The sequence below is a fragment of the Paenibacillus piscarius genome, from assembly GCF_022234545.1.
GTDB classification, from domain to species: Bacteria; Bacillota; Bacilli; order Paenibacillales; family Paenibacillaceae; genus Paenibacillus_AQ; species Paenibacillus_AQ piscarius.
Genome location: NZ_JAIEUI010000022.1, coordinates 66,074 through 79,648, shown reverse-complemented (window position 1 = coordinate 79,648; position 13,575 = coordinate 66,074). Strand labels below are relative to the sequence as shown.

The following is a 13,575-nucleotide window of genomic DNA, read 5'->3' as shown; positions in this document are numbered from 1 at the left end:
CAACATGCCGGAATCTTCCAGATTAGTACATTCGACAAGAAGTTAATTATTTCCTCTATATAAAAAAGTTCTCTCCATTTCTCCGCCTCCCGCTATTTCGGAATACGGATCACAAATACCGTCGCTTCTCCGTCCCTGCTCTCCAGCAGCAAGGTGCCGCCCATCTTCTCCACATTCTTCTTGGCGATGGACAAGCCCAGTCCGGTTCCTCCGCTGGCGGTCGTCCGCGCCTCATCCCCCCGCACAAACGGATCAAAGATCGTGGACCACAGCTCCTTGGGAATGCCGATTCCGTTGTCCGCGATCTCCACCCGGATATCCGTATCCTCGGGAATCACTGACACCCGGATACGCGTGCCCTCGGGATTGTAGGCCAGCGCATTGCCGGTCAGGTTGTTGATCACACTGGCGAACAGCTCAGGATCATAATGGGCATAGACCTCTTCTTCGGGCACCTGGAGCTGCAGCTCGAAGTCTTTTTGCTCAATCTCGCCGTAGGTGTCCGCAATGATCTCCCGCAGATGGTCTCCCAGCTCCAGCCGCTGTACTCGCAGAATGAAGTCCGGCGAATCCAGCTTAAGCAGGTCGAGCATATGCTGAATGAGCTTCGTGACCTGCACCGACTTGGTGTAGATGTAGTTCAGGTATTTCGCTTGGCGTTCCGGGTCACTGACCCGGCCTTCGATGAGCGCCTGCGCATACCCCTGGATGCTGGTAATCGGCGTCTTCAGGTCATGCGACAGATCGACCATCAGCCGTTGCTTGCTTTGCTCGGCCTGCCGCTTCTCCTCGGTGGTCTTCTCGATCACATTGGCCATGTAGTTGAAGCTGTTGCCGATGCGCAGGAACTCGGTCTCCGCATACAGCGCGATCCGCGTGTTATAGTGTCCTTCCATCATGCGGTTTAAGCCCAGATTCAGCACCCGCAGCGGCTTCTTGATCCGTCTGGATACCCAATAGCTGTACACAAAGATCAGCAGCAGAATCAGCCCGCTGACCACAAACACATAAAAGAACACCGAGTGGTTCAGATAGGAAACCAGCATTTCATTGTTAATAGACACCTTGACCACATCACGGGGAAGCTTCAGCAGCAGCCATTCCGCTCCGCTGTCATTCTCCACGCTGGTGATTGAGTAATAATAGGGCTGATTGCTGCGGTTCTCCAGTCCCTGATACAGCGTGTCCTCGTCATACACCTGAATATCATCCTGCTTCTCTCCGATCACCTGGATGACCCGCTTGGAGGAATCGAGCAGCTCCAGCCAGCCTCCGCTCTTCAGCAGACGCTCGCTCTCCGGGCCTTCGCCCAGCTCGCCGAGATAAGTATGGGCTTCCACCGACATATCGGGATCTGGAATCATTTTCTCCCGGATGACTTGAGTGATATCCTTCTGCACAAATAAATAGACGGCCAGCACCAGCATCAGCAGCATACAGTTGAACAGCAGGAAGTCGATGGTCAGGGACGTTTGCAGCGGGCGGCTGTCTCTACTTTTCCACGGGTGCTTCAATTTTGTACCCCAATCCCCTGATCGTCTTCAGGTATTCCGGCCGTTTGGAATCGCGTTCAATCTTCTCCCGGATGTTGCTGATATGCACCATGATGCTGTTGTCCTCGTACACATAGAAGTCCTCCCAGACCGTCTCATAGATCTTCTTGCGCGTAAAAACACGGCCCGGCTGCTGCATCAGCAGCTCCAGAATCTTGTATTCTGTTGAGGTCAGGGCGACCGGCTCACCGTCCACCTCCACCTGGCAGCTGCTCCGGTCCAGGGTCAGCCGGCCCAGCACAATCTGGTCCTTCGGCTTCTCCTCCTCCACCGTCTTGGCATCAAACTGATGGACCCGGCGCAGCAGGGCTCCGGCACGGGCAACGATCTCCAGCGGATTAAAGGGCTTGGAGATATAATCGTCTGCGCCCAGCTCCAGGCCGAGGATTTTGTCATGATGCTGGCTCTTGGCCGACAGGAACAGCACCGGAAAATGCTCCGTCTCCCGAATCCGCTTCAGCAGCTGAAGCCCGTCCATCCCCGGCATCATAATATCAAGTATGGCCAGGTCAATCTTGTGATTCTGCATCAGCTTCAGCGCTTCCATTCCGTTCTGGGCCTGCAGAATATGATATTCCTTCTCCAGATACAGCTGCAGCAGCTCCACAATCTCCGCTTCATCGTCGGCTATAAGAATGGTATACATGCTGAATCCCCCTCTGTCTCTATGTCTCTTCATGCAAGCCTTGCTACTCACTAGCTGTAACTATAGCCTGCCATTCTTAATCCAGTCTAAACCAAAACTAAAGAAAAGCTAAAGATTATTTACAAAATACCCCCAACATTCTAACATTTCAAAAAACAGTCCGGCACAGCCATAACTGGCTTGCCGGACTGCTCGTTGCTTATACCGTAGGTACTGTTCCGCCGTCAATCACGTATTCGGCACCCGTTATGGATGCTGCGCGCTCGGAAGCGAGGAAGGCCACCAGCTCAGCCACCTCCTCGGGGAAGCCGGGACGTCCGATGGGTATGCCGCCCAGTGCATCCATCACCGACTGCAGCGCACTTTCCACACTGCCGGTCACCTCCGCAATACTCTTCAAGAAGGCATCGGCTGCTTCGGTTTGAATGAAGCCCGGTGCGACCCGGTTCACCCGGATGCCCTGCGGAGAGAATTCCTTAGATAAGCTTTTGCTGTAACTGCTTAATGCGGCTTTGGCGGCTGCATAGGGGATGGTCGATTCGATCAGCGGCAGCACTCTTTGAATGGAAGAGATATGGATGATGACTCCCTTGCCCTGCTCCAGCATGAGCGGGATCAGCCCCCGGTCCAGCCGGACGGCAGCCAGCAGGTTCAGATTCAATGCATCCATCCAGTGCTCATCGGATGCTGCGAGAAATCCCCCGGCTGGTGTTGAGCTGCCGCCAGCGTTATTCACCAGAATGTCGATCCGCCCGAACCGGGCCTTGACTGCTGCAATGACTTGCTCCACGCCTTCGGGCGTGGACAGATCGGCTTGGACGAACAAATCTGATTGGTGCCCTTCAGGGGGCAGTGTCCGGGCGGTGGTCATCACCTCCGCGCCTGCCGCAGTGAACCGGGCAGCGATTGCCTGTCCCATTCCTTTGGTGCCGCCAGTCACCAGGACTTTCTTGCCTGCGTATTCGGTTAATGGGTTAGCATAAGTTATAGACATGATTACAGCCTCATTTCATAATGGTTTCCCTAGTCGGGCTTGCGTTTGGAGCCGCTTAAGGGGTGTAAATTCATCTTATACTTGAATAAGATGTGCGTCTAATTTATTATTTTCATATAATCAATTAATAATATTCATATAAATTAAGGAGTTTTTCAATGGAGCTTACCCAATTAGAGTACTTTCTGACCGTTGCCCGGCTTGAGCATATGACCTCTGCTGCCAAGGAGCTGCGGATTACCCAGCCTGCACTGAGTCATGCTATCACCAAGCTCGAAAGTGAGCTGGGCGTTCCTCTATTCGAGCGCAAAGGCCGCAATGTCCGGTTGAACCGCTATGGGGTGATGTTTAGTTCGCGGGTTGAAGAAGCGCTGCGCAACATCGGTAATGGGGTGCGGGAGATTGAGGAGTCGTCCAATGCGGAGAGCGGGGTCGTCCATATCTCCTACCTGAATATTCTTGGTGTTGACCTGATCCCTTCGCTCATCAGGGATTATCAGGCGGATCACCCGAAGGTCCGGTTTGAGCTGTATCAGGGGAATCACGGGGATATTGATGAAGCGCTGGATAACGGGACCTCGGATATGCTGATTACGTCCAGAGAGACTACGGCGGAGGATAAGGACTGGCTGGTGATTCGCCGATTACCGATCTATATCGTGGTCTCCGCCGCCCACCGCTTCGCCTCACGTCCCTCTTTGAGTCTATTCGAGCTGTCGGGTGAGCCGTTCGTTGGCCTGAAGACGAATTGCGGACTTAGGGACACAATCTCCTCCCTCTTCCAAAATACTAATTTCGAACTCGCTCCCACCTATTATGCTGAGGATCTGATTACTGTGGCCGGCTTCATCAAAGCCGGGCTCGGTGTATCCGTGCTTCCGCAGACACTGGGATTGATGCTTGACGGACTGGTCTGGATTCCGATCGAGGAGCAGGGCTGGGAATGGGAGGTGGGCTTGCAGTGGCATAAGAACCGTTACCTGTCCCCTGCGTCCAGAAGATTCCTGGTGTATGTTCAGGAGACTAGGGAGGCAGCAGATTCAGTCTTAAATTGAAGTACTGATTGTATTTTCTGCAATAGAAAACGCATAAATGACCGCAAAATGAGATTCTATTGTATTTCATACATTGGAATATTGGGTGTTAGGTGAAAAATGAACTTTTTTCAATATTCAATTGTACCGAATACAATAGATTCTATTTCGGAGCCTTTTTTACAGCATTCTATTGTACAAAATACATCTACTATCGTTCCAGCGCCTACAATTTATAACGTGAAGCAAAGAGCTGCTCCAACCAGCCGCTTCACGACTCTGGGACAGCTCTATTAAGCATTTTAGCGAATCAACGCCCGAAGCTCTTCAACCGTTGTCTGGTACTGCGGCTGGAAATCAGCAGAGTTCATATAACCGGCTATGCTGGTCAAGAATTGTCTGCCTTCCAGGGTTCCGCTTACCTTAGCGGCATCCAGTGCACATAGCAGCAGTTTACCGTTACCCACGCGGCACTCTGTGAGGAGACTCAGCTTGTGATTACGCTCGAAATTATCGATCGTCTGTACAATAGGATTCCAGCTGCGGTCTGCCTCATCCATGATAAGCGATTTGGAATGCTCTACAATATTCCACCAAGGGTATGTGGAATGTTCTTCGCTCGGGAACTCGCGCAGCACCGGATGCCCGTTATCGATCAGCAGGCCCATCGTACCGGTTGGAATTGGCCGGTTCATGCTCTCCGAGATGGAGCGGAACATCGGGTAGCACCAGAAATCCGTGCAATAATAACCTTCAATTCCGTTCTGAACCGATTCCGGCTCCGGCATCAGCAGTACGTTGCCGCCATGTCCCAGCAGGGAGACAGCCTCCTCAGACAGCTCTGTGAACACATGAATGCCTTCAGCTTCAAGCGGGTTATCGCTCTGCTCCGGATAGATCCACAGGTCATGGCTCTTGCGGATATCGGTATCTTGGACCCGGAGCGCCAGCTCCGCCCGGCTCATCCGGTCAACCGCCGGAAGCTCAACCGCCAGATCGCAAATGTCGATGTAATGGGTTCCGGCAGGAATCCATGCTCCGGCGGAACCCGTTGTCCGCATTCCTCCTGCTACCGCAAGCTCCCAGTGCAGCTCAATGGCGTCCGGCATTCCGCTGCGGAAGCAGCTCAGCTCCACATGGGCCTCAAAGATCTCCCCGGCGGCATAGTTATACTTAGGGAATCTGGCCAGCAGCACGGCATCATTACAGAAGGTCCGCCACTCCTCCGGGCTGATCAGCCCCTTGGAATCCATGAAGGCATCCAGAACACCTACAAGTGCTGTCCCCTGACCGCTGAAGTCCTGGAGATCCAGAAGCTGGAACCCCGCCAGCCGGCGGGAACGGAATGCAGCTTCAAGCTCTTCCTTGTAGCAAGCGACAGCGAGCTGGCCGGAGCTTCTGAAATAAGCATCAGCCAGATGGCCCAGCCCCTTGCTCTCCAGCCGTTCCCGGAAAATGATGAAATTCTCCGCTTTGAGCGAACCGGTATATTTCTCAATTTCCGCGAAATTCGGAAACGTCGCATATTGTCCAATCTCATGTGAGATTACGGGCACCTTGGGAATCCACTCGCCGGATTCGCCGCCAGCCTGCACAGCTTTGGCTTCAGTGCCGTACTGGATCAGAACCTCGCCGCCTGCCTCAGCTGACACTGCTTCACTGTTCCCGAAGCCCGGCGGAATAATCTGGTCGTCGTAATCCTTCATTGTACCTGGCAGCGAGGTCTGGACATGGCCCAGCGGAGCATCGCACATCGCATAGGACCCTCTGAACAGCCGGTCGCGTGTGAAACGCACACCGCTGAAGAAGTCATCTTGCTCCAGCACTTCCGGCACCCACTGATGGTTGTTGGAGCCTTGGGTGTAGAGCGGACGGTCGTCGAACGCCTTAAAATCTGCCAGGAAGGAGTTAATACGGGCTTTGCTGCCCCATAGCTCATTGCCAAGCGACATCATGACGAAGGATGGATGATTGCCGAATTCGCGGAGAATGGCATAGCCTTCGCGGATCAGGTAATCCTGCTCCGCCTGGTTATGCCCTTCATCCGTCTCTTCGGTAATCGTGCCCCAGAACGGCAGCTCCGGCTGCATATACATTCCGAGCAGATCCGCAGCGGTGAAGGCGGCTTCCGGCGGACAGCAGGTATGAAAGCGGTAGTGGTTCATGCCGTAAGACTTCGCAATTCCCAGAATCCGCACCCACTCTTCTACTTCTGTCGGAGTATAGCCGGTGAGCGGGAAGATCAGGCCGTCATGCTTGCCGCGCAGGAAGGTCTGCTCACCGTTAATGGTGAACTTATCACCTTCGGCCCGGAACTCCTTGAGTCCGAAGTTGAGCTCCTGACGGTCAACCGTTAGTCCCGCTCTGTCTCTCAGCTCCAGAGTAACGGTGTAGAGCTGCGGGGCAAATTCACTCCAGAGCAGCGCGTCTGCTCCGAGCTCATAATCGAGGGAGAACTCACCCGGTTTAACTGTATAATTCCTTGCTTCCACGAAATGGGCATTATCGCTGTTCTTACTCTCTGCCGAGACGACAAGAGTAGCCTCAGCCCGGCTTTCCAGTGTTGCCGAGATCCGCACCGAACGGGCAGGCAGATCAGACTTCAGCCGGATGCCGCTAATCCGGGCTTCCCCATAGAATTGCAGCTCTATCCGGCCGGTAATCCCGTTCCAATTGGTCTGGGTATCCGGCGAGGTCATATGCCCGCCTTTGGTCGGATAGCCGGTGTTGTTCACCCGGATCGTAAGCGTATGACTCCCGGGCTCAAGCTGCGGCAGCTCATATACATGCGCAGTGTTCAAACTGTCACGGCTGCCGGTCTCCACACCGTCCACCCAGAGGGTGGTAAGCCTTGTACGTTCCAGATATAAGCAGCACCGCTTACCCGCCAGCTCTTCCGGAATTACAACCTCTCTGGAGTACCAGACCGGTCCTTCGAACAAATATTCATCCGTTAACGCGCCTGCAAGAACCCTGCTATTCTTCGGTCCTTTACGGGCGTGGGAGGTCGTTCCCGGCAGCCTGATTCCATCGGTAAAAGGTAATACCAGCCCCTCCCCCTTCTCATCCAGCTGCAGCTTCCATTCGCCTTCAAGGCTGATTGTTGACAGCACAATGATCACTCCTAATAATAGTAATCTCTATACTCTTGCGGGGTAGTACCTGTGGTCTTCTTGAAAAGGAAGGCGAAATAGGCAGCCGTCTGAAACCCTACCTGCTCCGCCACTTCATACACCTTGATGCCAGGATCACGGAGCAGCTCCTTGGCCTTATTCATACGCGTTTCCTGGACATATTCAGAGATCGTCTGGCCGGTTTCTTTTTTGAACAATACACTTAAATAGCTTGAATTCAGATGGTACAGCTCAGCCAGCTGCTTCACGGTCAGATTCTCCTGCAGATGCTCAGCCAGATGCTGCCGGACCTGCTGGATCAGATGATGCTGTTGTGCAGTCTGCTCCTTCTGCTTATGCTGTGTATAATGGACGAGATATTCCAGAACGGTCTTCCGCACTTCCTCCACGCCGGTGCAGTCAATTAAGCGCTGCCACATCAGAATGTTGGTTTCGGTATCCGTGTCCTGATTCCGCTTCAGCTTACGTGCCAGCTCGCTGAGCAGTCCCATGCCGAACGCCTGCACATAAGAGAAAGAGATCGGCTCCCCGGCCAGCATCATCTCAAAAGCATGGCTTGCATAAGCCGATGCCTTGCTGTTCTCCCCAAGCTCCAGCAGCTTCACGATCTCCGGAATATACTCCTCACGCATCCGGAAGTCTTGATATTCATTCATCAGATGCCGGTCGCAGTATACAATCTGCCCATATCCTGCCAGCCGTGCATCGGCAATCATATGCCGCACCTCTTTGTACAGGAGCGGAATTTCCGTCCAGCTGCATGCTTCTCTGCTGACCCCGACCGTAACGGAAGCATCATATTGTTCCTGAAGCACTTCCTGAATGAAGCGCAGCTGCTTCTCCAGCCTGGCCCGCACCTGCGGGACCTCTTCCAGCACCAGCACAGCGGTCTCTCCTGCTCCCGCCTTCCCGATATAAGCGCCGGAGAAGCCGTCCAGCCCAAGCTTCACCGCATTCTGCAGGGCTGCACCCAGCAGAATCTGCTCCTTGGCATCGTGGCTGTGATGCAGGTACAGACTGTCACAATCGAACAGGAACAGTGTAGCCTGCCACTCGCCTGCGGGAAGATCCAGCAGACGCCGCCATGAATCCAGCAGTTCTTCACTGTGAATCCAGCCTCCGGTCAGATCCTTAATGAAGCGCTCCAGCAGCACTTCCCGGCTCTCTGTCACCTTCTCCCTGAGCAGGGCGGTTTCCTGCTCCAGCCGTTTTTTCTTCTCGGCGGCTGCGCGGAGAGCCTCCAGCTTCTGCTCCAGCTCCTGCGTCTTGACCGGCTTCAGCACATAAGCCTTCGCCCCTAGCTGGATCGCCTCCTGCACGAATTCAAATTCATCGAAGCCGCTGATCATCACCGTCTGCATCGACTGCTGCTGCGGATAATCTGCCTGGATTCTGGCCAGCAGCTCAATTCCGGTCATCCCGGGCATCGCCACATCGGTAATGAGCACATCCACTTTGTTCTCCTGCAATACCTTAAGCGCTTCCATCCCGGAACGGGCAGTCAGCGGCGTGTTGTAGCCAAGCGCCTCCCAGCGGATATGCCGGAGCAGGCCTTGAATCTGCATGGGCTCATCGTCAACAATCAAAACACGCATGTTACCCCTCCTTCTTCTTCAGCTCGGGACGTTCTATGCAGACCGGAATATGGATGGTTACCGCAGTCCATTCGTCTTCTGCACTGTTGATTTCAAGGCGGCCTCCGGGACCGAAATATAGCGCCAGACGTTCCCTGATATTGTTCATGCCGAACCCGTTCCTGCTGCCGCTGTAGGTACCGGCACGTATCTTTTCAAGCTTATCCTGTCCGATCCCTTGCCCGTTGTCAAACACCTGAATGCGCACCTCATCCCCTCTGCGTTCAGCCGTGATCTGAATAAAAGCATGCTCCCTGGCCGTAATGACGCCATGCAGATAACAGTTCTCTACAATCGGCTGCAGGATCAGCTTGATGGTATAGAGATCAAGAATCTCCGGATCGACCTCCCATTCCACCGACACCTGCCCCGGATAACGGAGCTGCTGGATATCGATATATGCCTTCACATGCTCCAGCTCATCGCGCAGCCGGGTTACATTGACCTGATTGCCCAGTGCCAGCCGGTAAAAGGTCGTCAGCGCATCTATCGTGCGGACTTGCAGATCATCCTGCAGATCCAGCGCCCGCCAGCGGATTAGACTGAGGGAGTTATAGATAAAATGCGGATTAATCTGCGCCTGCAGCGCCCGGAAAGATTGCTCACGCTCCTTAAGTAATGCTTCCGTATGCTCTTCAACCAGCTTCCCGAGCCGCCCGGACATTGAATTAAACAGCACCTCCAGCTCCCCAAGCTCATCCTTGTCACGGTTCTTCACCTTGACTTCGAAGTATCCTTCCGATATATCCGTCATCCGGCTCCCTAGCTTGCGTATCCGCCAGATGGTATTCTTCAGGACCGTCATAATCAGGAAAATCGACAGCAGCAGGAAGAACGCAATTCCCGCCGAGATGTAATACATAATCCGTCTGGACTGCTCCTCCAGGCGGTCCAGATGCACCAGTGCGCCAACCCGCCAGCCGGACTTGATCTCCTGTGTAATCAGTACTGTTCCGTTGTTCGTCCGGGTAGTACCGTCAGCGCTGCCCCAGTATTCACTTAGCGAGGAGGAGGATAACGAAGCCGCGATCTCGGATGGTTCTGAGGAGGCGATAATCCGCTGGCTGCCGTCAACGATATACATTTCCCCCGCGCCGTCAAAAGGATGGTCGAAGGATTCCGCGAACACGCTTTTATAATCCAGCAGCAGATAGACCAGCCCGTGTACGTCCCCGTTGCTGTCAAGGATTTTGTGGGATACGACCAGCTTGTTCCGGTCATCCTTGGCGTTGGTCCATACCAGATTATCCGGAGAAGCTAGCCGCTCTGCATACCAGTCCTGCTCACGCTGTCCGGACAGCATCCGCCCCTCGGGCTTCCAGAGCAGGCCGCCATCCTGCACCAGCGTAGCATTGGTATGGTAGATGCGGAAGTTCTCAATACCCGGAAGGTATTTGCTCGTAAACAGGAAGGATCGGTCCACATAATTGACGGTACCAAGCTGTTCTGTGATATCTGAATAATCCCGCGTTATTCTTGAGATCAATTCCCCATCTGTCGCTGTCCGTGTAGCCAGAAGGTCATAGCTCTGCTTGCGGAACTCGATGCTCTGCGCACTCTGGCGCACCGCCTCCCTGATGGTCAGGATATAATTGGCCCGGACCGTCTGCAGCATCAGGTAGCCTGCTCCAGCGGCAAGCAGTACCGTAGGAAGGAATACAATCAGGCCGTAGAACAGGACAATTTTGCCTCTCAGGTTCATGGAACGGGTCATACGAATAATCCATTTCTCTATGCTCTGCTTGATCATATGGCCCTCCCACAAGATAACCCCACAAAGTGGGGCTTTAGCGTAGGTGATAACTCAGGTACTTTGCGGGGACCCCAAAACATATAAGGGAGCCCCCCACAGGTGAAGGGTGCTCCGGCATATTTTTAAATTTAAGAATTTATAGGTTTCACGCTACACTTGTTTCTAGCTGCCTGCGTTCATTTCTTCCTCATATCTGCCAAGCCACTCGGCCTTGACTTCACTCCAATGTCCGCGTTTCTCCAGCGCTTCCTGGAATCCGTTCCACTCCGCTTCGAACTTGGCATCATCCGCCGCCATCAGCAGCTTAGCCCGGTATTCCTTGCGGATATTCTCCAGCTCCAGGGAGTATTTCTCCCATACCCCGCCCTGCTTAACCTCGATCAGATCATAAGGCTCTGCTACACGGATGGTCCCCATCTTCCCGATGGCTTCGGTGAACTGAATCGTCTTGGCTGCGCCTGCCTTACCGCCATCTTCTGTATTCCACCATGGGTACCACTCATTACTGTAGGAAGAGGTCATGTAGAGCTCCGGTGTCACCTTGGATTTCTGGGCGGCATCGCCAGAGTTACGTGCGGTCTTGTACGTCTCATCTGTAAATTTCCACTTGCCCAGCGGCTGGTCCACCCAATCCCAGTACTTGCCTGCCGGCCCCTCGCTCATTACCTGCTGCTGTTCTGCCTTCGGCTGCAGGCTGTAATCCAGGAATTTCAGAATCGCCTCAAGATTCTTGGTCTTCTGGCTGATATAGACATCATAACCCGGATTCGGATTTGTGACCTGATTAATGCCCAGCTTCTCTACCCCTGCAACCTTAGGGAAAGGAATGACTTCATAGAACCAGCCCGGCTCCGTAGGGCCATCCAGCGTCTCCCAGGCTGTAGCGTTGATGTTCCAGAAGCTGCCTGCATTCAGCGCAACCCGGCCGGATTTGTTCTTCTCTATATATTGCTCGCCCTTATTGGTCACTACCTCCGGATCAATCAGCTTCTCCCGGTACAGCTTATTCATCCATTGATAAGCGGCTTTATAATTGGGATTATCATAAGCGAAAAGAAATTGATCCCCCTGCTTCTCAATGCCATTTCCGCCCGTACTGACGCCAAAAGCAGTCAGCACCGCATTCTCGTCACTCCAGCCGAGCGAATCATTAGTGTCCATAAGGAAGGACATGGGCAGCAGTGTTTTGCCGGAGGCGTCCTTCTGCTCTGCGGCCTTCTTCAGGAAGGTCTCAACCCCCTCCAGTGTGGACAGATCGGCTGTAGTCATGCCTGCCTTCTCCAGCACATCCGTTCTGACGAACCAGCCCTGCGAGGCCCAGCCCGGCCAAGGCTTCTCCGGGTTCTGGTCAAACCAGGTCGGAATCGACCAGATATGGCCGTCCTCATCCTTCATCAGCTCCAGATACTGCTTCGGTATCGCTGCGAGGCCCGGATATTTGTCCGGCATGTCGAAATACTGCTCCACCGGCAGGACCTGCTTGGAGCGGCGCATGGCGCTTTTCACCGTCTCGTTCCGGCCGAAGATCGCCGCATCCTCGAATCCGCCGGTATTGATCTTCAGGTTAAGCGCTGTCATCGCATCGCCCTGTGTAGCCTCCAGCTTCACATCCACCCCCGGCTCCTCTTCCCGCCAATACTTCTGCACCAGGCTATCATTATTGATGGTTGCCGTCCAGCCAAGCCAGAGGTTGAAGGCCAAAGAACCGCCCGCCCCTTCAGTAGCTGCAGGTTTATTCCCTGTACCGCTGTTGTTTGCCGCCGTATTTCCGCTGCCGGAATTGGAGCCGGAACACCCGCTGACAATAGTCAGCAGCGCCGTCATGGCCAGAGCTGTAAGCCGGGCTTGTTTAATTTTCACTGGAATACTCCCCCTATATGGTTATTGTACTGCATAATGCATCTATGGCGAATAAACTTAGAGATCAACCCTTTACTGATCCCAGGAGAACGCCTTTGACGAAATATTTCTGCAGGAAAGGATACACACAGAGAATCGGAAGCGCACTGACCATCACCACAGACATTTTGATCGACATCAGCGTAATATTCTTTAACTGCGAGCTGCGGGCCAGCGCCTCCTGATTGTTGTTGGAGCCGAGCACGGCCGACAGATCCTGCGCCGACAGCAGCTGCTGCAGGAAGGTCTGCACCGGAATCAAGTTCTGCTTCGTGACGAAGAACGCTCCGGCGAACCAGTCATTCCAGTGGCCCACGGCCGTGAACAGCCCCAGCGCAGCGAGCATCGGCTTCGATAACGGAACGATAATCTGCCATAGAATGCGGACCGGTCCGGCCCCATCCAGCTCCGCCGACTCGACGAGCGCCTCCGGGATGCCCTGAATGAACTTCAGCATGACGAACATGTTCCAGACGGAGAACAGTCCCGGCAGAATATATACCCAGAACGTATTAATCAGGCCTAGATTATTGAGCTGAATGTAAAAGGGAACGAGCCCGCCGCTGAACAGCATCGTCAGCAGAATGTAGCTGAGAATCGTGCTGCGCAGCGGAAGTCCCCGGTAGGAGAGGCCGAAGGCCACCAGCAGCGTGACCAGCAGTCCGCCAACCGTGCCAATTACCGTTCTGCCCACTGTAATCAGGTAGGAATGCCGGATGGTCTCGTTGCCGAGCACAATCTCGTAATTAATCAGTGTGAAGCTGCGCGGCCAGAGATAGACCCCGCCTTTGGCTGCATCCGCACCGTCATTCAGCGAAATCGCCAGCATGTACAGGAACGGATACAGCACCGATACGCATAACAGGGATAACAGTACAATGATGATGTACTCTGCTATTTTTTCACCACGGCTTGCTCTCATGGGCCA

Annotated in this window: 9 protein-coding genes; 1 reads left to right on the top strand and 8 read right to left on the bottom strand. The window is 53.9% G+C overall.

Annotation, left to right across the window (positions count from 1 at the left end):
* Window positions 1-92: 92 nt before the first annotated feature.
* From K1558_RS26585 to K1558_RS26575, 3 genes are all read right to left on the bottom strand, one after another.
* Window positions 93-1,514 (bottom strand): sensor histidine kinase, encoded by a 1,422-nt coding sequence (locus tag K1558_RS26585; RefSeq protein WP_238654990.1) that lies wholly within the window; start codon window positions 1,512-1,514, stop codon window positions 93-95.
* Window positions 1,492-2,199: a response regulator transcription factor gene (locus tag K1558_RS26580; RefSeq protein WP_238654989.1), complete on the bottom strand. Its 708-nt coding sequence runs from the start codon at window positions 2,197-2,199 to the stop codon at window positions 1,492-1,494. Before K1558_RS26580 ends, K1558_RS26585 begins: the two co-directional genes overlap by 23 nt.
* Before the next feature lie 199 nt (window positions 2,200-2,398).
* Window positions 2,399-3,193 (bottom strand): SDR family oxidoreductase, encoded by a 795-nt coding sequence (locus tag K1558_RS26575; protein ID WP_238654988.1) that lies wholly within the window; start codon window positions 3,191-3,193, stop codon window positions 2,399-2,401.
* A 158-nt stretch (window positions 3,194-3,351) separates the two neighbouring features.
* Between K1558_RS26575 and K1558_RS26570 the strand changes: the two genes are divergently transcribed.
* A complete protein-coding gene (locus tag K1558_RS26570) occupies window positions 3,352-4,248 on the top strand; it encodes a LysR family transcriptional regulator (RefSeq protein ID WP_238654987.1) in 897 nt (298 codons plus the stop codon).
* A 281-nt stretch (window positions 4,249-4,529) separates the two neighbouring features.
* Here K1558_RS26570 and K1558_RS26565 read toward each other — a convergent pair whose 3' ends face one another.
* From K1558_RS26565 to K1558_RS26545, 5 genes are all read right to left on the bottom strand, one after another.
* The gene (locus K1558_RS26565; protein WP_238654986.1) at window positions 4,530-7,340 is read right to left on the bottom strand and encodes a glycoside hydrolase family 2 protein; all 2,811 of its coding nucleotides are present in this window, start codon (window positions 7,338-7,340) and stop codon (window positions 4,530-4,532) included.
* An 11-nt stretch (window positions 7,341-7,351) separates the two neighbouring features.
* Window positions 7,352-8,956, bottom strand: a complete 1,605-nt coding sequence (locus K1558_RS26560; protein WP_238654985.1) for a response regulator — start codon at window positions 8,954-8,956, stop codon at window positions 7,352-7,354.
* 1 nt (window position 8,957) lies between these two features.
* On the bottom strand, window positions 8,958-10,745 hold the full coding sequence (locus K1558_RS26555; protein WP_238654984.1) for a cache domain-containing sensor histidine kinase: 1,788 nt from the start codon (window positions 10,743-10,745) through the stop codon (window positions 8,958-8,960).
* Window positions 10,746-10,910: 165 nt separating this feature from the next.
* On the bottom strand, window positions 10,911-12,608 hold the full coding sequence (locus tag K1558_RS26550; RefSeq protein WP_238654983.1) for a type 2 periplasmic-binding domain-containing protein: 1,698 nt from the start codon (window positions 12,606-12,608) through the stop codon (window positions 10,911-10,913).
* Window positions 12,609-12,672: 64 nt separating this feature from the next.
* Complete coding sequence (locus tag K1558_RS26545) at window positions 12,673-13,569, bottom strand: carbohydrate ABC transporter permease (RefSeq protein ID WP_238654982.1); 897 nt, start codon at window positions 13,567-13,569, stop codon at window positions 12,673-12,675.
* Window positions 13,570-13,575: the final 6 nt, after the last annotated feature.